26 protein-coding genes are annotated in these 25,024 nt (G+C 36.7%); 7 read left to right on the top strand and 19 right to left on the bottom strand.

Annotated features, from left to right (window positions below):
- The 10 genes from Q0X89_RS03660 to Q0X89_RS03615 form a co-directional block, all read right to left on the bottom strand.
- Positions 1 to 261, bottom strand: a 261-nt coding sequence (locus Q0X89_RS03660; RefSeq protein WP_297691252.1) for a SulP family inorganic anion transporter, incomplete at its 3' end; no start/stop codon positions are given.
- A gap of 65 nt (positions 262 to 326) precedes the next feature.
- Positions 327 to 638: a hypothetical protein gene (locus tag Q0X89_RS03655; protein WP_297691251.1), complete on the bottom strand. Its 312-nt coding sequence runs from the start codon at positions 636 to 638 to the stop codon at positions 327 to 329.
- 61 nt (positions 639 to 699) lie between these two features.
- Positions 700 to 1,458, bottom strand: a complete 759-nt coding sequence (locus Q0X89_RS03650) for a tetratricopeptide repeat protein (RefSeq protein ID WP_297691250.1) — start codon at positions 1,456 to 1,458, stop codon at positions 700 to 702.
- Positions 1,459 to 1,460: 2 nt separating this feature from the next.
- Entirely contained in the window at positions 1,461 to 3,251 is a 1,791-nt protein-coding gene (locus tag Q0X89_RS03645) for a BatD family protein (protein WP_297691249.1), read from the bottom strand.
- Positions 3,248 to 4,099, bottom strand: a complete 852-nt coding sequence (locus Q0X89_RS03640; RefSeq protein WP_297691248.1) for a tetratricopeptide repeat protein — start codon at positions 4,097 to 4,099, stop codon at positions 3,248 to 3,250. Before Q0X89_RS03640 ends, Q0X89_RS03645 begins: the two co-directional genes overlap by 4 nt.
- 1 nt (position 4,100) lies before the next feature.
- Positions 4,101 to 5,147: a VWA domain-containing protein gene (locus tag Q0X89_RS03635; RefSeq protein ID WP_297691247.1), complete on the bottom strand. Its 1,047-nt coding sequence runs from the start codon at positions 5,145 to 5,147 to the stop codon at positions 4,101 to 4,103.
- Positions 5,148 to 5,150: 3 nt separating this feature from the next.
- On the bottom strand, positions 5,151 to 6,149 hold the full coding sequence (locus Q0X89_RS03630; RefSeq protein ID WP_297691246.1) for a VWA domain-containing protein: 999 nt from the start codon (positions 6,147 to 6,149) through the stop codon (positions 5,151 to 5,153).
- Positions 6,150 to 7,808 carry a hypothetical protein gene (locus tag Q0X89_RS03625; RefSeq protein ID WP_297691245.1) on the bottom strand — a complete coding sequence of 553 codons (1,659 nt, stop codon included), beginning with the start codon at positions 7,806 to 7,808 and terminating at the stop codon, positions 6,150 to 6,152.
- On the bottom strand, positions 7,809 to 8,675 hold the full coding sequence (locus Q0X89_RS03620) for a DUF58 domain-containing protein (protein ID WP_297691244.1): 867 nt from the start codon (positions 8,673 to 8,675) through the stop codon (positions 7,809 to 7,811). It lies immediately after the preceding gene.
- Positions 8,676 to 8,742: 67 nt separating this feature from the next.
- Positions 8,743 to 9,744 carry a MoxR family ATPase gene (locus Q0X89_RS03615; protein WP_297691243.1) on the bottom strand — a complete coding sequence of 334 codons (1,002 nt, stop codon included), beginning with the start codon at positions 9,742 to 9,744 and terminating at the stop codon, positions 8,743 to 8,745.
- Between the two features lie 160 nt (positions 9,745 to 9,904).
- On the opposite strand from Q0X89_RS03615, the gene Q0X89_RS03610 reads away from it, so the two are divergent.
- Genes Q0X89_RS03610 through Q0X89_RS03600 form a run of 3 tightly spaced genes read left to right on the top strand, consistent with a single transcriptional unit; the run spans position 9,905 to position 12,693 of the window.
- Positions 9,905 to 10,780: an aldo/keto reductase family oxidoreductase gene (locus Q0X89_RS03610; RefSeq protein ID WP_297691242.1), complete on the top strand. Its 876-nt coding sequence runs from the start codon at positions 9,905 to 9,907 to the stop codon at positions 10,778 to 10,780.
- 24 nt (positions 10,781 to 10,804) lie between these two features.
- Entirely contained in the window at positions 10,805 to 11,560 is a 756-nt protein-coding gene (locus tag Q0X89_RS03605; protein WP_297691241.1) for an SDR family NAD(P)-dependent oxidoreductase, read from the top strand.
- Positions 11,557 to 12,693 carry an ATP-binding protein gene (locus Q0X89_RS03600; protein ID WP_297691240.1) on the top strand — a complete coding sequence of 379 codons (1,137 nt, stop codon included), beginning with the start codon at positions 11,557 to 11,559 and terminating at the stop codon, positions 12,691 to 12,693. Before Q0X89_RS03605 ends, Q0X89_RS03600 begins: the two co-directional genes overlap by 4 nt.
- Here Q0X89_RS03600 and Q0X89_RS03595 read toward each other — a convergent pair.
- Both Q0X89_RS03595 and Q0X89_RS03590 read right to left on the bottom strand, forming a co-directional pair.
- Entirely contained in the window at positions 12,690 to 14,630 is a 1,941-nt protein-coding gene (locus tag Q0X89_RS03595) for an alpha-amylase family protein (RefSeq protein WP_297691239.1), read from the bottom strand. The genes Q0X89_RS03600 and Q0X89_RS03595 overlap by 4 nt on opposite strands.
- A gap of 1 nt (position 14,631) precedes the next feature.
- Positions 14,632 to 15,576: a carbohydrate kinase gene (locus tag Q0X89_RS03590; protein ID WP_297691238.1), complete on the bottom strand. Its 945-nt coding sequence runs from the start codon at positions 15,574 to 15,576 to the stop codon at positions 14,632 to 14,634.
- A gap of 174 nt (positions 15,577 to 15,750) precedes the next feature.
- Between Q0X89_RS03590 and Q0X89_RS03585 the strand changes: the two genes are divergently transcribed.
- From Q0X89_RS03585 to Q0X89_RS03570, 4 genes are all read left to right on the top strand, one after another.
- Positions 15,751 to 16,887 (top strand): SPFH domain-containing protein, encoded by a 1,137-nt coding sequence (locus Q0X89_RS03585; protein ID WP_297691237.1) that lies wholly within the window; start codon positions 15,751 to 15,753, stop codon positions 16,885 to 16,887.
- Between the two features lie 57 nt (positions 16,888 to 16,944).
- Positions 16,945 to 18,027 carry a DNA helicase PriA gene (locus Q0X89_RS03580; protein ID WP_297691236.1) on the top strand — a complete coding sequence of 361 codons (1,083 nt, stop codon included), beginning with the start codon at positions 16,945 to 16,947 and terminating at the stop codon, positions 18,025 to 18,027.
- Positions 18,024 to 18,749 (top strand): metallophosphoesterase family protein, encoded by a 726-nt coding sequence (locus Q0X89_RS03575; RefSeq protein WP_297691235.1) that lies wholly within the window; start codon positions 18,024 to 18,026, stop codon positions 18,747 to 18,749. Before Q0X89_RS03580 ends, Q0X89_RS03575 begins: the two co-directional genes overlap by 4 nt.
- Before the next feature lie 63 nt (positions 18,750 to 18,812).
- Positions 18,813 to 19,808 (top strand): acyl-ACP desaturase, encoded by a 996-nt coding sequence (locus Q0X89_RS03570; protein ID WP_297691234.1) that lies wholly within the window; start codon positions 18,813 to 18,815, stop codon positions 19,806 to 19,808.
- A 32-nt stretch (positions 19,809 to 19,840) separates the two neighbouring features.
- On the opposite strand, the gene Q0X89_RS03565 is transcribed toward Q0X89_RS03570, so the two are convergent.
- The 7 genes from Q0X89_RS03565 to Q0X89_RS03535 all read right to left on the bottom strand — a co-directional run bounded on the left by Q0X89_RS03565 (position 19,841) and on the right by Q0X89_RS03535 (position 24,937).
- Entirely contained in the window at positions 19,841 to 20,362 is a 522-nt protein-coding gene (locus Q0X89_RS03565; RefSeq protein ID WP_297691233.1) for a hypothetical protein, read from the bottom strand.
- Between the two features lie 13 nt (positions 20,363 to 20,375).
- The gene (locus Q0X89_RS03560) at positions 20,376 to 20,576 is read right to left on the bottom strand and encodes a hypothetical protein (protein ID WP_297691232.1); all 201 of its coding nucleotides are present in this window, start codon (positions 20,574 to 20,576) and stop codon (positions 20,376 to 20,378) included.
- A gap of 599 nt (positions 20,577 to 21,175) precedes the next feature.
- On the bottom strand, positions 21,176 to 22,729 hold the full coding sequence (locus Q0X89_RS03555) for an aldehyde dehydrogenase family protein (RefSeq protein WP_297691231.1): 1,554 nt from the start codon (positions 22,727 to 22,729) through the stop codon (positions 21,176 to 21,178).
- Between the two features lie 83 nt (positions 22,730 to 22,812).
- Positions 22,813 to 23,181, bottom strand: a complete 369-nt coding sequence (locus Q0X89_RS03550) for a DUF1304 domain-containing protein (RefSeq protein WP_297691230.1) — start codon at positions 23,179 to 23,181, stop codon at positions 22,813 to 22,815.
- 3 nt (positions 23,182 to 23,184) lie between these two features.
- Positions 23,185 to 23,730, bottom strand: a complete 546-nt coding sequence (locus tag Q0X89_RS03545) for a 3-hydroxyanthranilate 3,4-dioxygenase (protein WP_297691229.1) — start codon at positions 23,728 to 23,730, stop codon at positions 23,185 to 23,187.
- An 88-nt stretch (positions 23,731 to 23,818) separates the two neighbouring features.
- The gene (locus Q0X89_RS03540) at positions 23,819 to 24,295 is read right to left on the bottom strand and encodes a CAP domain-containing protein (RefSeq protein WP_297691228.1); all 477 of its coding nucleotides are present in this window, start codon (positions 24,293 to 24,295) and stop codon (positions 23,819 to 23,821) included.
- A 147-nt stretch (positions 24,296 to 24,442) separates the two neighbouring features.
- Positions 24,443 to 24,937 carry a CvpA family protein gene (locus Q0X89_RS03535; RefSeq protein WP_297691227.1) on the bottom strand — a complete coding sequence of 165 codons (495 nt, stop codon included), beginning with the start codon at positions 24,935 to 24,937 and terminating at the stop codon, positions 24,443 to 24,445.
- Positions 24,938 to 25,024 lie beyond the last annotated feature (87 nt).

Below are 25,024 nucleotides of genomic sequence, written 5' to 3'. Positions count from 1 at the left end.
AACAACTGCCACCAGAAAGTTTTGATAACCTCCCAGAGCACCAATTGCAGTTAAAACAATGGCTGCTAAACCAGCAGCAGGGCCGCTGACCCCGATATGCGAGCCACTAAGTGATCCAACTATAATACCTCCCACTATTCCGGCTATTAAACCAGAAAATAAAGGTGCGCCACTGGCCAAGGCTATTCCTAAACACAAGGGAAGTGCCACAAAGAATACCACTATACTAGCCGGTAGGTCGTTTTTTAAATATTTAAACATAATTATAAAAGTATTGTCCTCAATAAATTATTAAGGATTGATTAGAAACTAAATTGTATATGAGCTTATGCGTTATAGACCATTAATTCCGGAGGAGGTAAGGGAATTTCAATGGAATGAGTAGAAGAATTTATCTTTTCCATCTCTAAATAGGGTGATTTTTCGTGCGGGGATAATTGAACCTGAGCCAGCCAATTTTCTAGCAGTATTTTTTCCTCTTTGTTGTCTTTCTTAGACTGTTCTTGCTGCTCTTCTTCATTTAAATTCAAAGAGATTAAAATGCTTTCCCCATTATTTACCAGGGTAATAACAGATGGGGCAACTATCGCAAACAGCCAAATGCCAATAAGGGTCGCTATAATTGCAGATCTAGTCATTGTTAAATTGGTTATAAAGCAAATATAAACGTAACTACAATGAATAATTGTTAAAGAAAAATTAAAAATCCTTCAACAATTTAATTTCGCCTGCAGGGACCCAGCCGGCTTTTCCATCTATCAGTTCTATTTTTTTCCAATCATCCAACTCATCCAATACATAGACTTTTGTTCCCTCATGCAAAAGGAAAGCCTGTGAACTTCTATTATTTGGTTCAGATTTTACTGGTAGCTCCTCGGAAAATACAATTGCCGGCTCATCTGCCTCAAAATCCTGAAATTGAATCAATGCCAGTACAATACAAAAAACCGCAATAAAGAAAGAAACAATACTCGTGATAAATGCTATGCGCTTATGAGTAGAATACCTAAGGTAATAAAATAAAATATAGGCCAGGACAAAGAGCAATACAAAGAAAACACCTACATAGGACCATTGATCGAAAGAGAGCAATCCGGTAATATTTTTGTATAACTTTGACAGACTTGTCTCCGGAAGCGGCTCAAAAGCATCTAAAGTCATATTTTGAGCATATGCCAGATTATTTTTAATTTCCCTGTCATTGGGTTTAAGCAACAAAGCCTTTTCATAATAATAAATACTTGGCGCTATCTGGTTTAATTTGTAGTAACAGTTACCTATATTGTAATAAACTGCTGCCGAATGTTCACCATTCTCCAATATTTTAAAGTAGTTCTCAGATGCTTTTTCATATTCACCTTCATTATAATACGTTGTTGCCCTGTTAAAAAGGGCTTCGTTTTGAGCATTGGCTGTAAACGATAGCAGTATTAATAATAAGAAGATCAAATTCTTCATAACTAAAGCTTTTTGTCTATTGATGAAATTGTTTCACCGGCTTTATTGTAATCTTGTTGCATCTGGACATCAGAGAAAGGGCTATAGCGAGCCATTTCACAATTCTTAAGCAGATCTACAAAGGCATGGTTAGTTGTCTCGTCTATTCCTTTTTTAGACAACAAAGAAGCTATTTTATCTTTGCTAAACTCAGAGGTTTCTATTTTTAGTTTAGCTTTAAGATAGTTGTGTAAAGCTTTTTCAAGTGCAATATAAAATGCCTCTTTGTTACCTAAGGCCCTTTTGGCCTCGGAGAGATATTTCCTTGCCAGTTTGTTGGCCTTCTTGATTTTGTTACCCGCTACATCACTAGCGATGGCTTCGCGCCTTTTACCAAAGAGTACGGCAATTGGAATAAGCAAAAATGGTGAAAATAACCAAAAATAAAACCGTGTAGAACCAAAAAAATAATTAGTACCAATAACAGATAGGTTTGGTTTAAGTTTAATAAAATTAAACTGATCATTTGTGTTGATAACCGTCTGCTTACTTGTTGTTGAAGGGCCACTCGCTATTGCACCTGATCCTAATGGGCCTTCCATAACGTTTATCATAATCTCATCGGATGCCACAGATTTGTAAATCTCTAATTCCGGGTCAAAATAGCTGAATGAAATACTAGGAATGGGGTATTTTCCTCTGAATGATGGGACTACAGTATAATTATTACTCACTTTTCCCTTCATACCGGAGAGTGTTGTTCTCACTTCTTCATTAAATTCCGGTTCATAAACTTCTAAAGCTCCGGGAAGTGAAGGTTCGGGTAATTGAAATAGTTTTAAATTCCCGTTCCCTTGTACAGTAATTGTCGCTTGTAATGACTCTGAAGCATTTAATGTTGTTTTGCTGGTAGTAACAGAAAACTCAAAATTACCCACTGCTCCTCCAAAATCTGCAGGCCGCCCTTCAGATGGTAAGGGTTTTACATTAATCACGCGCCTTCCTGCCGATACTGTTTTGTTGGTTTGAGTATATATTCTCCCACCAAAAAAGTCGCGTTTGTTAGTAGGTACTTCCAATGTTACATCCAAGGAGAGAGGCTCAATGGTCAATTCACCGTTCTTTTGAGGATAGAGTACGACTCTTTTAAGAACTACATAACGATAAGCCTTTCCTTCATAAGTGCCATTTTGAACATCATATCTTGTGAATGGCATATCCTGGCTCCAGAAATTATTGTATTTAGGATTATCCAGTGGGCGAAAATTAGAAACATTAATAGTAGGACTTACATATAATTTGTAAACAACACTTATGGCCTCATTGAGATACGGAGAAGTTTTGGAAACTTCTGCTACTAAATGTAAATTGTCATCAGCAAAGTCTTCTACAGACATTTGATCATTTGGTTTATCTACAGCGGCTGTAACCTCTACATTTTTCGACAAGGATTTATAGATCCTTCCATCAATTGTGATTGTTGCCTGTTTAATAGTGAATTTCCCTCTGGAAGTAGGAGCAAGGGTATAGGAGTAGGTTTTGGAATAACTCCTGACCCCATTTATCCAGGAAGAGCTAATAGATTGGGAGGGCCCCATAAGTACTCTAAAGCCTTCAAAATCCGGCGGGGTAAAATTATCGCCGTCTTTGTTCATTTCAAAATCTACCCTTAGACGCTCATTTATTCCCAACCTGCTTTTGCTGAGTTTTACTTCAAAAGTAATAGCCTCTTTATCTTGTGCTATTGCCTGGCCAGAGGCCAGTAATAGAAAAGATATACAAATGATAAAATATTTAAGTTTATTAAATATCACCAATCTTTCTCATTTTTTGTTTTAACCCCTTTTACTTTCTGGGCATCCATTTTTTCTTTAACTTTTTTCTCTTCATTTTGCATTGCCTCGAGTAAATTTTTTATTTGCTGTTGAGACAACTGGTTTGGTCTGGGTTGTTTTTGCTGTTCCTGATCTCCCTGTTCAGGCTGCTTTTTTTCTTCTTCTTTGTCATCGCCTTCACCTTTTTTATTTTCTTCTTTTTCCTGCTCTCCATTATCTCCTTCGTTACTCTCTTTATCGTTTTCTTCGTTTTTGGGATCTCCTTTGTTTTCGTCTTTATTATCTCCCTGGTCTTGCTGGTCCTGGTTTTTATCTTTTTTCTCCTCCTGATCCTGATTCTCTTTATTATCGTCTTTATTCTGATTATTCTTATCTTTTTCTAGCAGCTCTTTGGCCAGTGCCAGATTATATCGGGTTTCTTCATCCGACGGATCATTGCGCAATGCTTCTTTATAAGCTTCAACTGCCTTAGCGTATTCTTTATTTTTCATGAATACATTGCCCATATTGTGAAATGCCTTATGTTTAACAGGTTTTTCCGATGTCAATTCCCCTGCTTGCTTAAAACGGCCAAATGCCTCAGAAAAACTCTCTTTGTTATAGTAAGCATTTCCCAAATTATATGGGGCCGCGGTATTCTCATTACTTTTGGAAATGGCTCTTCTGTAATTCACCTCCGCATCTATAAAATCGTTATCGGCTAAATCCTTATTCGCTTCAAATGTTATATCTGTTGAGGCTTTGAGTGCTTTTTCCTTTTCTTTCACATCATCTTGCGGAAAAACGGCAGCGCTTATAAAAAAAATAAATAATACAAACTTTTTCATTTTAATGAATTTCCTGTTCGTTAAACAAATTCAATTTTTTGAGCCATTTAGTTTTTCGATCCAATAAAAAAACTTCCAAAAATAAAAACAAAAGACCAATACCCAGGAACCATTGAAATTGGTCCTTATATTCTGCAAATTGCTTGGCTTCAAATTCTTTTTTGTCCATTTGGTTTAATTCTTCTTTAATGAAGTCAACAGCATCATCTGTATTTGATCCGTTTACATATTCCCCATCACCCTCGTCTGCAATTTCCTCCAATATCTCTTCATTTAATCTGGTGATAACCACTTCACCTTGTGAATCTTTTTTTAAACTTTCTACGATTCCATTTCTTTTAATGGGAATTGGGCTGCCTTTTGTCTTTCCAACACCAATTGTAAAAATTCTTATTCCTTCTTCAACGGCTAATTCAACAGCATCCAGTGTTGAGCCTTCAGAATGATCCTCACCATCCGAAACAATAAACAATACCCTATTTGTTTGTTCCTCATCATCAAAATAGGTAGATGCCAGTTCAATAGCTTCATTAATGGCCGTTCCTTGTGATGAAAGCATATCTGTATTCATACTTTGAAGGAACATTTTAGCTGCACCATAATCTGTAGTTATTGGCAACTGAGGAAAGGCCTGACCCGCATATGCTATTATACCTATTCTATCACTGGCTAATTGATTAATAATTTCAGAAACCAATCGCTTAGATTTCTCTAGTCTGTTTGGAGCAATATCCTCAGCCAGCATACTTTTTGAGACATCAATAGCAAAAACAATGTCTACTCCTTCTCGTTTGACTGTTTCTAATTTTGTTCCAATTTTAGGGTTTACAAGACCTAAAACCAGAAACGAAATCCCTAAAACGAGAAAAATTAATTTTAATATTGATTTGAATTTAGACTTATTAGGAGATAGTCTTTTCAACAGATGGGGAGCGGCAAACTTCTTTTGGGTTCTTTTTTTCCAAATTTGAAGCAATAGATATATAACTACCATTACCGGAATAATGGATAGAAGATAAAAATATATTTTCTCGTCTAACTGAATCATATTCTAAATAAAACTTCTAAATACTGTATTTCTAAGGAACCATTCCATAATGAGCAAAGCGCCAGCCAAAAGAATCCATGGTCTGAATTTCTCCTCATATTTATAATACTTAAATTCTTCAACTTCTGTTTTCTCCAATTTATTTATTTCATCATAAATTTCCTCCAATTTTTCATTGTCTGTTGCTCTAAAATACTGTCCACCTGTCGCGTTGGCAATAGCTTTAAGTAATTCCTCATCTATTTCAACCTGTCGCATTCCATACCTATATGACCCATCATCATTATAAGCAACAGGTGAGAGCGCGTTTCCGTTAGTGCCCAAACCAATAGTATAAGTCTTGATGTCGAATTCCACAGCAAGATCAGCGGCAGTTTGGGGTTCAATAAATCCTGAATTGTTAACACCATCGGTAAGCAAAATAATTACCTTACTTATAGATTTGCTTTCTTTTAACCTATTAACGGAAGTTGCTAATCCCATACCAATGGCTGTTCCATCGTTCAATTGACCATAAGTAATTTCTTTAAGGGCATTTAGAACAATGGATTTATCACTTGTTATTGGGGTTTTGGTATAGCTTTCACCGGCATAGACAACTAAACCAATTCTATCATTTGGTCTTTGTCTAATAAAATCTGCAGCAACTTCTTTAAGGGCTGATAATCTATTTGGTTTTAAATCTCTTGCCAACATACTCGAAGAAACATCAATGGCCATAACAATATCAATGCCTTTTGTGGTTTTGGTTCGAGTAGAAATATCCTCAGTTTGAGGACGTGCCATAGCTACTATTATGAATGTCAATGCCAACAAACGGAAGGCAAATAATACCGGTTTTAATTTTGGCAATAAGTCATTTGCGGTAAACCCTTCTAGGCTCGGAATTTTCAAGCTCGCATTCTCCTCTTTGCTCTTGAATATGTACCATATCAAAGCCAGTGGTAGCAATAAAAGCAACCAAAAAAACTGAGGATTTGCAAATTCTATATTCTCTAACATTTATGCCTCTGTTTTAACTTCCAAGGAACCAATTATCCTATTTACAATTTCTTCTGCGTAAACATCTTCATCTAACCATGATAAAATTAAATGCTGTTGAAAACCATTTCCACCAAAAAGAATAATGGTATACTGTCCTTTAGCCAACTCTTTTGAGTCTGGTAATGCAAAATTGCCCCTGCCAAATACTTTAACTCCTTTTACACCAGATAGGGTAACAAATTCTTCTTGCTTGGTAATTATGTTTTTTGCGCCCTGATCTTCAAAATTTTGCAATATTTGTTCAACAACCCGATTGAAATCTGGTTCTTCAGGCTTATTTAAGGTTGTCGAAGTTGTACCAATGGTAAGCAAACCTTTTTTGCTTCTGTACATGAATGCCTGCAGTTCTTTAATATTGGCCTTAACCTCTGGTGGGAGTTTAACTTCCTGCCGCACTAATACTTCCGGAGTTTCAACTATAATTGGTGGATATCCATAAGAACTGGAAACCCATTCACCTTCTAAAAGTGTTTTTGTAGGATGCCCGGTAATGGTATCCCAAACATAAGAAGGACCTAAATATGTAATTACCCCTCCTAAAGAAACCAGTAATACAATTGCCGCAGCCGATACAATTGAAATAATTTTCTTTTTCCTTTTTTTCTGAGCAATAATTTCCTGGTACTCTTCTTGTTCCAGTAATTCTTCTTCTGTAGGTTCAGGAAGAGCCTCTTTTGTCTTAACAACGATTTCTTCAATTGCTTTTCGGTCCTTTTCGGCTACTGATGTCGGCGGTTTAGACCTTGCAAATTTTACAAGATCTGCTGTTTGCAAAATATTTTCAAATTGCTTTATTGTATTGTCCTGTAACTTTAACTCACCTGCATCCTTCAACATTTCCAATTTATGAATCAGTTCACTTGTGGTACTTTCCAGTGCCGAAATATTCACTTCTTCTTCGAGATAGGATCTAACAATTGCAGTTAATTCTGAATAATACGCTTTGTACTTATCCTGAATTAGATATTTAGAATTTTCCAATCTTTTCAATTCTAAAAGGGCCCTGTCATAAGCAGGCAATAATGCTACCTTTTCTTCTTCCGTCAATGGTTTTTTTCGGATTACAAACCAATAGATAAGCCCGCCAGCAATGGCGGCAATAAGTAAAACTATTAAAAGGATTTTCCAAAATTCACTATTGCTTTTTTGTACGCTTATTAGGGGTTTAATATCATACATTTTTTGGTTCACTGTATCTACGGGTACTGTAGCGACATCTACCCGAAGTGAGTCAGTGAAAAATCCGGCTCCATTGATTTCAATGCGCTGAGCCGGGAGAACATAAGATCCGGAATCAAATTGTGTAAGCGCGTAAATTTTTTGTAGGGTTATTCTATCTTTTTTTCGTGTGGTATCCGTTTTAAAGGCTTCTACTGTTTCCAGAGGGGAAAATGTTTGCCCTTCAGGAAAGAAAACCTGGGCAGTTGAATCTGCCTCAACAATAACGGTAAATTTAATTTGTTCACCAATTTTTATGTTCGTTGTGTCTACTTTCGAGAGAACGACGGGTTTTACCTGGGCAATAATGGGATTGGTAATAAATAAAAGAAACAAAAGGAGTACCGGTACGGACCAGTCACCAAAAATATCTTTTAATTTTATCAAAATCTTATACATCTATCCTCTTTGCTTAAAATAACCCAGTAATTTTTTAACATAACTTTCATCTACCCTGCAATCCAAAATACCGCATCCTGATTTAGTGAAAGTATCTTTAAAGTAGTCTACCCTATTTCTGTAGTATTCGCCGTATGCATTCCGAACCTTTTTAGATTGTGTATTTACAAGTTTCAGTGATCCTGTTTCCGAATCGAGCATTTGAACAACACCCAGATTTGGAATATGTTCTTCTTTTTCGTCATAGATGCGAATTCCGGTAACATCATGCTTTTTCCCGGTAATTTTTAGTGTTTGGTCATAATTGGTTGCCATAAAATCTGAAAGCACAAATACAATTGACTTTTTCTTCAGGACGTTGGTCAAATATTTTAGGGCTTCTCCAATATTCGTCATATTGCTTTGTGGAGAAAATTCTAACAATTCTCTTATTATTCTAAGGACGTGGCTTTTGCCTTTTTTAGGGGGTATAAAAAGCTCAATTTCATCAGAAAAGAGAAGAAGACCAATTTTATCGTTATTTTGAAGAGCGGAAAATGCCAGGGTTGCAGATATTTCTGTAATTATATCTTTTTTAAATCTATTGGTTGTGCCAAATAGTTCAGAGCCACTCACATCTACCATCAACATCATGGTTAGTTCCCTTTCTTCCTCAAACACCTTTACAAAAGGTTCGTTATATCTGGCTGTTACATTCCAATCTATACTTCTTACATCATCACCAAACTGATATTGGCGGACCTCGCTAAAAGTCATTCCGCGACCTTTAAATGTAGAGTGGTATTCTCCTCCAAATATATGATCTGAAAGACGACGCGTCTTAATTTCAATCTTACGAACTTTTTTTAATAACTCCTTGGTATCCATGCGGGTTCAAGCTTTTAAGTTATATAAGCAAATGCTTTTATGGCATTTAATTATATAGGTTGAACTATTATGGGACTTCAATTTCGTTAACAATCCGGTTGATCATTTCTTCTGAAGTAATATTTTCTGCTTCTGCTTCATAGGTAATTCCGATTCTATGCCTCAGCACATCATGTACAACAGCACGGACATCTTCAGGAACAACATAGCCACGTCTTTTTATGAAAGCATAGCACTTGGCGGCATTCGCCAGATTTATGCTGCCACGTGGTGAAGCTCCAAAACTTATAAGTGGTTTAAGATCTGCCAAATCATATTTTTCAGGATATCTTGTTGCGAATACTAAATCGAGGATATATTTTTCAATTTTTTCATCCATATAGACTTCCCTCACTGCCTGCTGCGCACTTAGAATTTGTTTAAGTGATATAACAGGTTTCACATCCTGAAGTATGCCTTTAAGATTTTGCCTTATAATTAGTTGTTCTTCGTTCATCTTTGGATAATCAATAACCGTTTTCAGCATAAAACGATCTACTTGAGCTTCAGGCAGTGGATATGTTCCTTCCTGTTCAACCGGGTTTTGAGTAGCCATAACCAGGAATGGTTTATCAAGAATGAAAGTTTCATCACCAATCGTAACTTGTTTTTCCTGCATGGCCTCTAATAGAGCCGACTGCACCTTCGCGGGAGCACGGTTAATTTCATCAGCTAACACAAAATTGGCAAAAATTGGACCTTTCTTAATTGAAAAATCATTTTCTTTCATGTTGTATATCAAGGTTCCTACGACATCTGCCGGTAAAAGATCCGGAGTGAACTGAATTCTGCTAAAACTACCTTTAACCGCCTTTGAGAGCGTAGTAATAGCAAGAGTCTTTGCAAGCCCGGGGACTCCTTCCAGCAAAATATGACCCTGTCCTAAAAGTCCGATTAACAATCGTTCTAGCATATGCTTCTGACCCACAATAGCCTTGTTCATTTCCATAAGAAGCAGGTCTATAAAAGCACTTTCCTGTGCAATTTTTTCATTAACAGCACTTATATCTACAGTAGTATTTTCCTCCATGAAAAGATTTTATTTTTTGGTTTTTAATATGTTGGTCTCACAGTAGGGCGCAAATTGAAAATTTATTTATATAAGTGCTGTTAATGATTGGTTAAAAAATGGCCAGAACCCTAAGTTTTATGAAGTATTTAAGGGATTTATTTTATATTTTCACATACTTATGAAAAACCGGATATCCTATTCAAAAATTATTGCCGGAACCATGACATGGGGAAGTTGGGGGAAGAATCTTTCAAAAGCAGAAATGTCTGGACTTATAGATTATTGTGTGGAAAATGGAATAACAACTTTTGACCATGCGGATATTTATGGAGGTTATGATAACGAAGAAGCCTTTGGAAACGCTTTTTTTAAAAGTGAAATACCTAGAGAAAGCGTACAACTCGTTACCAAATGTGGAATTCAATATGTCTGCAAAGCCAGAGATAATAAGGTGAAACATTATGATTATTCCAAGGATTACATTGTATGGTCTGCGGAACGATCTCTGAGTAAACTTAAAACAGACTATCTGGATCTTTTTTTATTGCACAGGCCAAGCCCTTTAATGGAGCCCGATGAAATTGCGGAAGCCATTCTTCATTTGCAAAAAGAGGGTAAAATCAGGGAGTTCGGAGTGTCTAATTTTTCACCTTCTCAGATTGCGCTATTGGAGTCAGTAATACCGGTAAATGCTAACCAGGTTGAATTTTCCTTAACCGCTGAAAAATTAATGTTTGATGGTACTTTTGATGATTGCATTCTTCATAAACGCACCGCAATGGCCTGGAGTCCGTTGGGCAGTTATTTCAGGGAGACTGATAAAAGAAGGAAGCGCATTAAAAAAGTACTGAAACAATTTAAAAAGAAATATAAAGCAGATAGTAGTCAAATTCTCCTGGCATGGATCCTAAGACATCCTTCTAAAGTGCACCCTGTAGTTGGTACCACGAACAAAGATCGATTAAAAGCTTCGATAAGAGCTACTGAAATTGAGTTGGAGTTGGAGGATTGGTTTGCATTATTGGTGGCATCTCAGGGACATAAGGTACCTTAATTTATAATCTCTCATTTAATTCTTATGAAGAAAACAGCATTTATTACAGGCGCAACCAGTGGCATAGGAAAGGCCACAGCGCAGCTTTTTGCAGCTAATGGCATTCGTTTGATAATTTGTGGACGAAGAACAGAGCTTTTAAAAGAATTGAAAAAGGAGTTAGAACCTTTAACTGATGTATGTGTTTTAAATTTTGATGTACGTGATAAGGATATTGTTTCAGCCACTATTGAATCATTACCCAAGGAATTCAGACATATAGATATTTTGATTAATAATGCGGGAAATGCTCATGGCCTGGATCCTATAGAAAAAGGCAGTCTGGAGGATTGGGATGCTATGTTAGACATTAATGTAAAAGGACTATTATACGTCTCCAGGGCAATTTTACCACAAATGGTGGAGCGCAACTCGGGCCACATAATTAATATAGGTTCTACCGCGGGCAAAGAGGTTTATCCAAGAGGGAATGTTTATTGCGCCAGTAAACATGCTGTTGATGCAATTAATCAGGGAATGCGAATTGATTTGAACGCTTATGGGATAAGGGTAGGAGCTGTAAACCCCGGATTGGTGGAAACTGAGTTTAGCAATGTTAGATTCAAAGGAGATGCAAAAAGAGCCAAGACTGTTTATAAGGGGTTTCAACCTTTAAAACCGGAAGATATAGCAAACATTATCTTCTTTGTAATTTCACAACCGTCTCATGTAAACATTGCAGATCTGGTAGTCATGCCCACTGCTCAGGCAAGCAGTACAATAGTCAATAAAACAATATGATTAATAAACGCCTATTGGTAAAAAACCTTTTGGCTCATAATGACGAGAATAGTTTTTATGATAAAAAAAGGTTCATAAATATAGGTAAACGAGAAGGGAAAGCTAAGTTTCTGAAGCATGTATGTGCGCTGGCTAATAGCAATCCAATTAATAATTCATTTATAGTAGTTGGCGTAGAGGATGAAGACAATAAAATTGTTGGAGTAGATTTCTTTGATGATAGTAAGATTCAAAACCTCGTAAATGCTTACTTGGATAACCCTCCATTAATTTCTTACGAGAATATTCCTTTTCCACATTTACCTGAAGGCAAAGTGGTAGGTTTAGTTACTATAAAGTCTAATGGTAAAGTTTGCGCTTTGCGGCGTAATATTTGGAAATACTATGGTGGGGCCGTTTTTTTCAGAGACGGAAGTATAAGCATGCCTAAGGCTTTTGATGTTGTGTTGAAGGATATCAATTCAGACACTGTTGCCACAATTGAACAACATGCGCGAAATAATATTGAACTGACACTTGATGGTGTTATAGACTTTATAAATAACAGACACAGGGATCTGATTAGCAATTATAAGGTTTTTAAAGAACAGTTTGTACTCTGTTGGGCAGGGAATCAAAAGAAAGTCAAAAATGAGGTTTTTTATTCCAGGGTTGACATTGAACTTATTAACGAACAGGTTAAACTTTTCTATTCTGCCCTCGATGAAATTTCCATAAATTATAATGATGAATCGTTTACTATTATGGAGTATGTGAAATTGGGCCTAGGGGATCAACAGAAATATTATCCTTTGGAAAAAGTGGATATATTCTTTTCAGATAATGGGACCTATCAAATTCAAAGCGATTTAATTTTTGAACCGCCTCAATATGACAAAAAGACGTTGCATCATATTTTTAATTCAAACAAGGCAATACTCCAAAAAATACAAAGGGGGGTATCCCTGAAACGTTCAGAAGAACTAGATTTAAAATTATTACCGGCAACTTATCTTATATGCCATTTTAATGGTTTTGAAGAAGCTAAGGATCTTCTGGATGCAGCGAGGCCTATATTAAAGAAATATGATTTGAGTATTTATAAATCTCTGAAAGAGTCTCTGCGAATTTTAAGAAAAGTAAAATATAGCTAAGACTTACGCAGCCAAAATATTTGATATGGATTTATGTCTAATAAGCCACTTTTTAAAATAATATTTTTGCCTGACACCAGATCCTTCAATTTACCTTCGGATACATAGCCCATGGAATCAAGCGTTCCGACTTCAACCAAATGAATTTTTTCATCAAAATTGCATATTACAAGGACATCTTTCTCAGAATTATTTATTCTCTCAAACATAAAAAGATGTGGGTTTGCGTTAGGATGTAACACTAAATTGTTCTTGTCAGCAAATACCGGGGTATTTTTCCTAATTTTTATTAGTCTTTTTAAGGAATGGAATATTTGTGTTTGCGGGGTGTCAATTTTATCTAATTCAGATACCGTTTTCCAATCTTGTTTGGGCCTGTTGGCCCATCTGCTATCTTCTTTTAAGTCGTTATTTTTAAGATAAGTATAATCATTTAACATCCCTATTTCATCACCGGCATAGATCATAGGAATTCCCCCATATGATAAAATTATAGCGTGTAACATTAGGATTTTATCAACCGACATTTTTATCAATTCCTGATTGTTCTGTGCCAAACCTTTTTCCAATCCAAGAAGAGAGGCTGCACTGCCGGTTATTCTTCCATCACCATTTTTGGGATTATACATAAAAATTTGCCCCATAGCCGGCGACCAATCAAGTTTTTGGCCATAGTAATCCAACAAAAATTTTCTATGAGCAACTGCATCCCAACCTACTTCGTATATGTAGCGGTCTTCAAAACCAAGTCCAATATCATCATGACATCTGATATAATTTATCCAGGTTCCCTCTGAGGGTTTGCCTGGTATGTTAAGCAGATTCTTGTATAATAGATGTGTTTTTTTTGTTGCAATTGAATTCCAGAGCAAAGCCATTAAAGTGGCATTATATGCAATTTCACACTCGTTACCTTTATTAATGCCCTCACCATAATACTTTATAATATCTCTGGGAGAAACTATAGCTTCGGCCAGTAAAACAACCCCCGGAGCAACAACTTGCAAACACATTCGAAATAATGTAATTAAGCTATGGGCTTCCGGAAGATTTTGAGAATTTGTGCCCATTTTCTTCCAAAGAAAGGCCAGGGCGTCAAAGCGAATAACATCTACCCCTAAGTTGGCTAAGTCTACCAGATTAGTAAGCATATCCATAAATACCAAAGGATTTGTATAATTAAGATCCCATTGATAATCGTTAAACACAGTCATAACCCACTTATTCATTTTTTTATTGAAAGTGAAATTACCGGGTGATGTTCTGGGAAACACTTCCGGCAAGGAATTTTCAAATTCATCCGGTAATTGCCTGTCCGGGTATGTATAATAATAATCTTGATATTTTTTATCACCGGCCATTGCTTTTTTTGCCCAGGGAAATTCATCTGAAGTATGATTTACAACAAAATCCATCATCAGATGCATATTTTTTGACTGCATTTTTTTTACCAGATTTAACAAGTCCGATTTTGTACCGTATTTCTTGTCTACCCGGGTATAGCTATTCACCGCATATCCCCCATCATTTTCTCCTGTAGGCCTTGTAGTGACAGGCATTATATGAATGAGGTTAACTCCTAATTTTTCCAAATATGGAATTTTAGTTTCTAGACCTTTCAAATCCTTATTATAGTGATCTACATACAATTGCATGCCGACCATTTTTTCTGATTGATACCAATTGGCATCTTTAAGCCTTCTTAAGTCCTGAATTTTATAATTTTTCGACCTTTTCTTAAAAAGTTCAGGCAAAAGTTTCATTAGGTATTGAAATGAATCTGGGGTGGTGGTCTCCGGATAAAGCGATAAGAATAAGTTTTGTATAATAGAATGGTTAGTGGATAGCCTCAAATCGAATAAGTCATTAAGGTTGGCTTTCTCCGGCTTATCCAGCTTATCTGAAGCCAACAAGCGGTGTAATGAGGCTTGGTTCATTCTAATGGTCGAGTTGAGTTTGAGACGGTAATGACTTAATTGCCCCGTAGTTCATTGTGGTTATTGCCCCGGCTTTATTGGCCATAGTGATCATTTCAAAAAGTAAATCGGGATTACTTCGCATACTTTCAATATTATCCAGTGTGGAAATTTGTTTTAACAAACAACCAATAAAAGCATCCCCTGCACCTGTGGTATCAACTGGTTTTACGCTAATACTCGGGATTATCTGTGAATGCCCCTGAGAACTTACAAAAGTACCTTCAGAACCAAGCGTAATTGTAATGATTTCTGTACCGGTTTCATGGAAAAATTCACAAGCCTCCGAAATATTTTCCTTGCCTGAAATTAATTTGGCTTCTTCCAGACTAAACTTACAGAGTGTAGATTTTTCAATAAATGGCATACACTTTTTAATAAAGATATCGGTTTTGTTTTTCCATAGGTCCGCTCTGTAATTTGGATCAAAACTGATAAATGCGTTTTGAGTTATGGCATCAAATAAAAACCGTCCATATGCTTCCTCCAAACTTCCACCTAAAAGTGCTGTTGCTGCACCAAAATGTATTATATTTTTATTGAACCTTTTCTTAATTGCCGGACTGTATTTAAGTTCTTTGTCCGCACCCCTGCTAAAGACAAAATCACGTTCTCCGTCTTCTGCAATAGAGACAAAAGCCAGGGTAGTAAAAATTTCTGAACGTTGTGCTAAAGAAACGTCCACACCTTCATTTTCTAATACGTTCAATAAAAAGGTACCAAAAGGGTCATTGCCAACACAACCAATAAATGTACTTTTTCCTCCCAGTTTGGCTACTGCACAAGCTACATTAGCCGGGGCACCGCCGGCTTTTTTTGTGAATTCACGGGCGAGGGATAAATCGCTTCCTTGTTTTTCAGCCACAAAATCTATGAGCACTTCACCTATACAAAATACTTCTTTCATGAAATTGTAATTAAGTAACTCCCAAAGTAATGAGAATTTAGGTGTTAGACCAAAAAAACAACTACTATTTATCCTATTGATTCTGAGTGTTAGTCTTAACCATTTATTCATTAAAGACGCTTGGTCTGCTTTAAAGAATTGTTTACCTTTTTCTGGAATTAAAAATTTAGCAAAATGAACCTATTTGATGAGATAAAAAAGAAACTAAGTCAGGAGTTTATTGATATAGTAGAATGGATTGACACCACCAATGATACTATAGTTCACAGATTTGAGCGGTATCAAAATGAAATTAAAAATAATGCCAAATTGGTGGTTAGAGAAGGTCAGAAAGCGGTATTTGTTAATGAGGGTCAACTGGCAGATGTTTTTAACCCGGGGACCTATACACTTAACACCAACAACCTTCCAATTCTGACTACTTTAAAAGGATGGAAATATGGATTTGACAGCCCTTTCAAGGCAGAAGTTTATTTTGTTAACACAAGGTTATTTACGGATGAAAAGTGGGGCACAAAAAACCCGATAATGCTAAGTGATGAGCGTTTTGGGTTGACTGAGATACGCGCTTTCGGAACCTATAGTTTTAGAATTAGTGATCCTGGAAAGTTTGTAGTTGATGTAGTAGGCACTGATGGGAATTTTACGAATTACGAAGTAAATGAGCATCTTAAAAGCTTAATTGTGACTCGTTTCACGGATACTGTTGGAGAAGCCAACCTGCCGTTGGAGTTATACGCAGCAAATACAAGTGAACTTTCTGAAACTTGTCAGGAAGTCATGAAACCTGAATTTGAACGTGTAGGGATAGAATTGGAAAAATTCTATATAGAAAACGTTTCTATGCCGGAAGAACTGAAGAAAGAGATTTTTGAATACAGCAGATTAGATAAATTAGATTTGTCCAAACTCACTCAATTTAAGGCAGCCAAAGCCATGGAAGCCGCAGCTAAAAATGAAGGAGGTACAGCCGGAGCTGGCATGGGACTCGGCATGGGGTTTGTCCTGGCGCAACAAATGGGAACACTAATGGGTCAACCAACTCAGCAATCGGTTACTTCGCCACAACCACAGGGAGCTGCTCTACCACCTCCGATGCCTGTTCAGGTAATGTATTACTATGCTGCAAACGGGCAACAACTTGGCCCCGTTACTTTTGACAAATTAAAAGAACTGTTTGCAAACAGAACTATTAACAGAGATTCTCTTGTATGGAAACAGGGTCTTTTGGAGTGGACAGCTCTTAAAGAAATTGAAGAACTAAAGGCTTTTTTAGGTGGCAGTACCCCACCACCTTTGCCACAAAAGTAAACCCCTCGGGATTTAGAAACACTTTACCAATTTTGCTGAATTTGGTAACAAATGCAAATGGAAAAAACCCAGTATTCAGAACAGAAAAAATCCTGTGCCAATTGTGGGGCAGAACTAAAATACAAACCAGGTTCACATCAGGTTAAATGTGAGTACTGCGGATATGAAGAATTTATAGAAAAGGCAAAGCGAAGTTTTGAAGAACTTGAATTGCAACATTATCTTAAGGCCGTAGGAGATAATGCATATGATGCCACTATAGATCTTCTGCATTGTAAAAATTGTGGGGCTAACCAGCATGTTGAAGAAAATTACAAGTCGCTTCATTGTGTCTATTGTGGGGAGCCTCTTATTAGAGAGGATACAGAAAGAGAAGGCTGGATACTTCCGGGGGCACTTGTTCCTTTTCAATTAAATAGCAAACAGGCTGGAAGGATATTCAAAAAGTGGGTAAAGGGATTGTGGTTTGCCCCAAATAAACTCAAGCGTGCATCGTTAGATCCGGAAGCCATGCATGGGCTATATCTTCCTTTTTGGACTTTTGATGCAGAACTCGTAGCATCCTATGAAGGTCAAAGAGGAGATTATTACTATGTTACCAAGACCTATAAGACTAAAAATGGAACTCAAACCAAACAGGTAAGAAAAACGCGTTGGACGCCGGCCTATGGCACGGTTGACGGTTTTATTGATGATATACTAATCAGTGCTTCTGAGAATAAACAACAAGAAATTCCAACGCAGATATCGCATTGGAATTTGAAAGAGCTTGCAACCTTTAATTCAAAATATCTCTCTGGATTTGTGACCGAAAAATACACTATTACCTTAAGAGAAGGACATCGTAAATCATTCCAAAAGGCCAAAGAAATAGCGCATTCATGGATACGACAAGATATTGGAGGTGATACACAAAGGATTCACCATTCGGATATAAAACTTTCAAATGAAACTTTTAAACATGTTCTTTTACCTATTTATATAAGTTTCTACAATTACAAAGGGAAGGAATATCACTTTTACATAAACGGGCAAACCGGTAAAATCCATGGTATTCGGCCTTATTCGTTTTGGAAAATATTCCTGCTCATACTTTTTATTATGGCCATCATTGGAATTATTGCGATTTTTGCCAAATGAGAACTTTAGTAATCGGAGATATACATTCTGGCCTGAAAGCTTTGCAACAAGTTTTGGAAAGGGCTAATGCCAGTGAGGATGATCTTCTTGTTTTTCTGGGAGATTATGTCGACGGATGGAGCCAGGCTGTTGAAACGGTAAATTTTTTAATTGGGCTAAGAGCAACACACCAATGCATATTTTTAAGGGGGAACCATGATGAACTTTGTTATGATTGGCTTAGAACAGGAAAAGATAACCCTACCTGGTTACAACATGGAGGTAAAGCTAGCAGGGATTCTTATGAGGTACTTGAGGATGGTTCGCTAAGCGTTCATATGGATTTTTATAATAACCTGGACAATTACTATCTGGATGATAAGAACCGTTTGTTTATTCATGCTGGTTTCACAAGCTTAAAAGGTATAGAATTTGAATATTTTCCTAAAATATTCTACTGGGATAGGACTTTATGGGAACTGGCATTGGCCATTGATCCGGAACTTACTGAAACAGACTTGTATTACCCTCAAAGACTCTCCAATTACCATGAAATTTATATTGGTCATACCCCTGTAACAAGAATTGGCAAAAACAAACCTCATAGGGCCGCGAATGTATGGAATATGGATACCGGAGCAGCTTTTAGAGGGCCCTTGTCCATAATGGACGTAGATTCCAAACAAGTATGGCAAAGTGATCCGGTTTATCTTTTTTATCCAAATGAAAAGGGAAGAAATTAATATTTGAATTGCTTCTACAATAAATACAAGATTTTATTGTCGTAATTTGTAAAAAAATTAAATATGTCTACGAAAAATATAAGGCTGGAGGTGATGCAGGCAATTGAACCCCAAGTTACCGGGTTTATGGATTCATTTTTAATTCCTATTGATGAGATATGGCAACCTTCTGATTTTCTTCCCGATTCACGAAGTGAAAGTTTTTTTGATGAGGTGGAGCAAATCAGAGAGGAATCTAAAGAATTGGGATATGATTTTTGGGTTACTATGGTTGCAGATACTATTACAGAAGAAGCACTGCCAACGTATGAATCATGGTTAATGGATGTCGAAGGAATTAATCAGCACACAGAAGAACCAAGTGGTTGGGCTAAATGGGTTAGAGCCTGGACAGCAGAAGAAAACAGACACGGCGATGTGCTTAATAAATATTTGTATCTCTCCGGAAGGGTAAACATGAGAGAAGTTGAGATCTCAACACAGTACTTACTTAATGATGGCTTTGATATTGGAACAGACAGAGACCCGTATAAGAATTTTGTATATACTTCATTTCAGGAATTGGCTACCAATGTTTCGCACAAAAGAGTAGGTCAGATGGCTAAGAAAAAGGGGAATGCTCTTCTGAGTAAAATGTGCAGCATAATTGCAGGTGATGAAATGCGTCATCATCTGGCATATAGGGAATTTGTAAAGACCATATTTGGCCAGGACCCCAATGGTATGATGCTAGCCTATGCAGATATGATGAAGAGGAAAATTGTAATGCCGGCCCATTTCTTGAGGGAATCTGGAGAAAGCATGGGACTTGCATTCGAAAATTTTTCCAACTGCGCTCAAAGATTGGGAGTGTATACTTCTCATGATTATATTGACATCTTTAATAAATTGAATCAGTATTGGGATCTCGAAGCAATAAGAAGCCTTTCAGACGAGGCACAAAAAGCCAGGGATTATCTTTTGGGTATGCCGGATCGTTTGCAACGTATTGCCGAAAGAATGAAACTGAGTGAGGATCAATTCCGATTTAAATGGGTAGAAGCCAATGGAATAGTATAAATAAAAAGACCGGATATAATCCGGTCTTTTTATTATAATTTGCCATGTTTATGTTCTACCTGCCATTTGTTTAATTCTTTCCACTTGCCTTCATAACACATTTTCGCCTGCATTGGCCAGGACGCGGGATCATGGACTTTATAACGATCACCCCCTGAGTCTAATACTTGCTGGCATTTTGAAACAGTAGTTTTGGATAAGGCTTTCCAGGTTTTTATATCATAATTGTGAAAAAGGCCTTCAATCTTAGGACCTATGCCTTCAACAATTTTCAGGTCATCCAGTTTTACGTTTTTACCCATTGCTGCTTTGGCGGCACTTTTGTTAAAAGGAATTTCCGAAGAAACCATTGCTAAACTCTCAGCGGCCACTTTTTTATTACATGCCGCTAGATCAGCTTCTAATTTTGCATTTTGATTCTTTAGTTCTATTAGCTCAGAATTGTCGAGGGGTGTATTGCCTCCTTTCCCTAATAAATATCCAAAAATAGCGCACAGAACACCTACAAGAATAGGGATGAGCCAACACCAGATGTTTATACTTTCCAAATTCATAAGTTGATATTATTTAGTTCTTATATAAAAATTCTTGCTTGCTTTTTTCAATTGTTTCTGGATTCATTGTGTTATTTACAACAGAAGAATCTTCATTGTGAAGAGTGGCAAAGTCGTCATCTAATCCACATTGACTGCAATACATTACAAAAAAATAAATACCTGCCAAAATGGTAATTATAATCCCAAGCAAGTTGGTTGTCTTTTTTGTCATGGTAATTGGTAATTTGTCGTTCTGAATACAATGTATTAAAAAAATCTTAAATTTTGTTAAAACAGATGGGCTAAATACCCTACACTATCTGGTTAATCTTCTAATAATGACTAAGATGTTTCCTCCTAAAACAAATACAGGACATAGCAAAATAGCTACCAATTACACACTTTTCACAACCAATCATAATTTCCTCGCTTAGAAATAAACAACCATTTAGGATATTTGTTGAAATTAAGCTGCAACGCAATTTCTACCGGCGAGGCACCGGTATTGAAACATTGCTCTATTGCTGCTTACTAATAGTTTGAATTAGTTTAGTTAATTAAGAATCCCGTTGTTATTTATTCTATTAATAGCAGCGGTTTTTTTAGTGTTCAGATTATTCAATTCAATCTTCCAAATTTTTATTTTTTACAACTGACAATATTGTAAAGATTTTCTCCAGGAGAGAAGTTGTATTTTAAGAATGAATTTGCCTAAGGAGTTCGAATGAAATAATTAAATTTTGCTTTTTTTATTAAACACTTACAGGAACTCCAATCCGATTCATTTTTCATTTAATGAAGCAGCTAAAATCAATGTAAGGATTATTATCTCTAAAGATCAAATTTTATACCCTGTGCTAAAGGTAATTCTGTAGTAAAGTTAATAGTGTTGGTTTGTCTCCGCATATATATTTTCCAGGCGTCGGAACCACTTTCACGACCACCTCCGGTCTCCTTTTCACCTCCAAAAGCGCCCCCAATTTCAGCACCCGAAGTACCAATATTTACATTGGCTATACCGCAATCGCTGCCAGCTGCAGAAAGAAAATTTTCGGCTTCTCGTAAATTATTGGTCATAATGGCGGAGGAAAGTCCCTGAACAACATTATTCTGAATTTTTATCGCATTTTCTACATCACCTGAATATTTTAACAAATAAAGGATGGGTGCAAATGTTTCATGCTGTACTATTTCATAGTTATTGTTGGCTTCGGCTATGGCCGGATATACATAACAACCACTTTCATAACCTTCGCCTTCCAAAACACCGCCTTCCACAATAAGATTTCCACCTTCTTCTACCACTTTCTCCAGAGCTTCTTTGTACATGGCTACGGCATCTTTATCTATTAACGGCCCCACATGATTATTCTCATCCAGCGGGTTTCCAATTCGCAGTTGCTCATAAGCAGTAACAATAGAATCTTTTAACTTATCGTAAATAGATTCGTGGATGATAAGTCTTCTTGTAGAAGTACATCGCTGACCAGCGGTACCAACCGCACCGAATACAGCTCCAATAACCGTCATTTTTAAATCTGCATCAGGGGTAACGATGATGGCATTATTGCCGCCCAATTCAAGGAGCGATTTGCCAAGTCTTGCGGCAACGGCTTGTGCAACAATTTTTCCCATGCGAATAGAACCTGTAGCGGAAATCAAAGGGATTCTTTTGTCAGTTGTCATCATTTCTCCAACTTTGTAATCGCCGTTTATTAAACAGGAGATTCCTTCTGGGAGTCCATTAGCTTTGAACACTTCAGCAGCTATATTTTGACAAGCTATGCCACAAAGTGGTGTTTTTTCTGATGGTTTCCAGACACAAACATCCCCACAAATCCATGCAAGTGCTGTATTCCAGGCCCACACTGCCACTGGGAAATTAAAAGCAGAGATAATACCTACAATACCTAAGGGATGGTATTGCTCATACATGCGATGCCCGGGTCTTTCCGAATGCATGGTAAGTCCGTGTAATTGCCGCGAAAGGCCAACTGCGAAATCACATATATCTATCATTTCCTGAACTTCGCCAAGACCTTCCTGATACGATTTTCCCATTTCATAAGAGACTAACTTACCTAAAGGTTCTTTTAGTTCACGCAGTTTATCTCCAAACTGACGAATAATTTCGCCCCTTTGAGGAGCAGGTTTTTTTCGCCAGATTTGAAAGGCCTCAGTGGCCGTTTCCATAACTTTTTCATAATCATCTAAGGAGGTGGATTTAACTTTAGCAATTAAAGCCCCATCTACCGGGGAATAGGAGTCAATAATTTCCCCTGATGAAAAATAATCAGATCCTGTTGAGGTACCATTATTGATTTCCTTGATCCCTAATTTTTCTAATGCTTGGTCTATTCCAAAATCCGTGGCAACTAATGTCATTTTATAACTTTTAAAACATAATTTGTTAGATTATGACAAAGCTACAAATAATAGTGATGATGTTACCCGAAAGTTATGGAATCTTAGACCCGGTTAATAAAGATTAGGAGCAGCGCAATTAACGCAGGTAGAGCCTGCACAAAGAAGATTTTTTTGTCGGCAGTAAAAGCTCCATAAATACCTGCAATTGCAACACAGCTTAGGAAAAAAACAGAAATATTTGTACTCCAAAAAGTATCCTGAATAATAAATGTCCAAATTAGGCCGGCAGCCAAAAATCCGTTGTAGAGACCCTGGTTTGCAGCAAGAGATTTTGTCGGTTCGAACATGTCTTTAGGAAATTTTTTAAAGATTTTTTTACCCCTGGTAGTCCAGGCAAACATCTCGAACCAAAGAAAATACAGATGTAGTCCTGCCACAAGCGCAATTAAAATGGTAATTGTAAGTTTCATTTATTATCTTTCTTCCTTTGCCGTAAACCTATCATCAACCGGCATAACGGTTCCACAATTATCGCAAGTCCTTAACTCTTCAGAACCATAGAAATGTGTAAAATGTGATAAAAAGTCTTTTTCAATGTCATGTAAAGTAAAGTATATTTCGTAAAGTTTGTGGTTGCAATTATCGCAAAACCAAAGAAGGCCGTCCTTCATTTGCAAATGATCGCGCTTAAGCTCTATTACCAAACCAATGGAGCCCTCGTACCTAACAGGAGAGTGCGGGACTTTTGCAGGATGTAAGTACATATCACCAGGCCCCAGTTTCATTGTTTTTTTTTGTCTGTCTTCCTGTATATGGACTTCGATATTGCCTTCCAACTGAAAAAAAAGTTCCTCAGTTTCATTGTAGTGATAATCTTTTCGCGCATTGGGCCCGGCAACGATCATTACTATATAGTCTCCTGCATCTTTGTATAAATTCTTATTTCCAACAGGGGGTTTTAATAAGTCTCTGTTTTCTTCAATCCACTTGTTAAGATTAAAAGGAGGTTTAATGGACATTGTTTTCAAATTATTAATGAGTTTTTTTGATGGTATTAAAAGTAATACTACCTATCAAATGTAATAAAAGAAATTTTTCCGGATTAGATTAACGGTAGAACAACTGGGTAAAATAGAGTTTTCCGCTGGCGTCTTTTTTTACGCTTACGGCCGTATGTGTAAATTCACCTTCAATAGTTTTGCGATGATTAGGGCTCTGGAGCCAATTTTCCAAGGCTGCAGCGGCATCTGGGTAATCTTTAGCAACATTTTCAGCCACGTATTCTGCATTGACTTCGCTAGAAATTTTGGAGGCTCTTGAGCTAAAGTTATCGTGACTTAAACTGCCTTTAGCGATCATATAATCGGTATGCGTATTGGCATACTCATAAGCTACTTGGCTAAAGAGTAATGATGAATAACCAAGATTAATTCTATGGTCATTAACAATATCCAAAAGGGCCTGTTCAACCAAAACGGCATTTTCAGAACTCGGAATATTCGTATTTTCTATGGACTCTGTGCTACAAGATCCAGCCAACAATACAAATAAAACCGAGAATGCTATAGGCAATCTCATTTTCATATAGTGTTCTATCTGTAAGTAGGGTAAAGGAAGAGTGGGGTGTTCTCTAAGATCCTTATTAAAAGGATCATCCTTGTAATATTAAAGAAATTATGAAAAGAGCGCATGAAAAACCCTTTTTTTTCGATGAACTGCACTTTTTACCAATTATCCGTCCTGAAATACCTCTATTATGTTACCAAAAACCAGGGCCCCAATATCTCTTACAGGTTTATAAAGAACAGATTCTTTAACGGTATTATTTTCAATTAGATTAAATGATGAACTTGCACTTTCAATAAAATACAACAGAGTACCAAGAATAACCGCTGTCTTTAATATCCCAAATAAACCACCGGCAATTTTATTTAGTAATCCGAGCATAGCAAAATCTGCAATTTTGGTAAGTATCTTACCAGCCATATTTACCAGAATCACTATGGCCAGAAAAGTAATTATGAACGCCGCTATTTTTATGTAATTTTCATTCCAATCCATGTTTTGAGAAAGGTAGCTACCGGTTAAGTAAGAAAATTTAATTGCGCCATAAAGCCCGATAATGATGGCGGCAAGTGAGGCGATTTCAACAAAGAGTCCATTTTTTAGTCCTTTATAAAGGCCATATACCAGAAATAACCCCAAAATAATATCAAGAATATTCACAGAAAATTGTTTGCACAAATATAGAATTTTGATTTGTACCTTTGATTTTTACCTCAATAAGGGTTTAGGGTTTATTATAATTTTTAA

This window comes from uncultured Eudoraea sp. (assembly GCF_947258525.1).
GTDB lineage: Bacteria > Bacteroidota > Bacteroidia > Flavobacteriales > Flavobacteriaceae > Eudoraea.
This window is presented reverse-complemented; position numbering and strand designations above follow the sequence as displayed.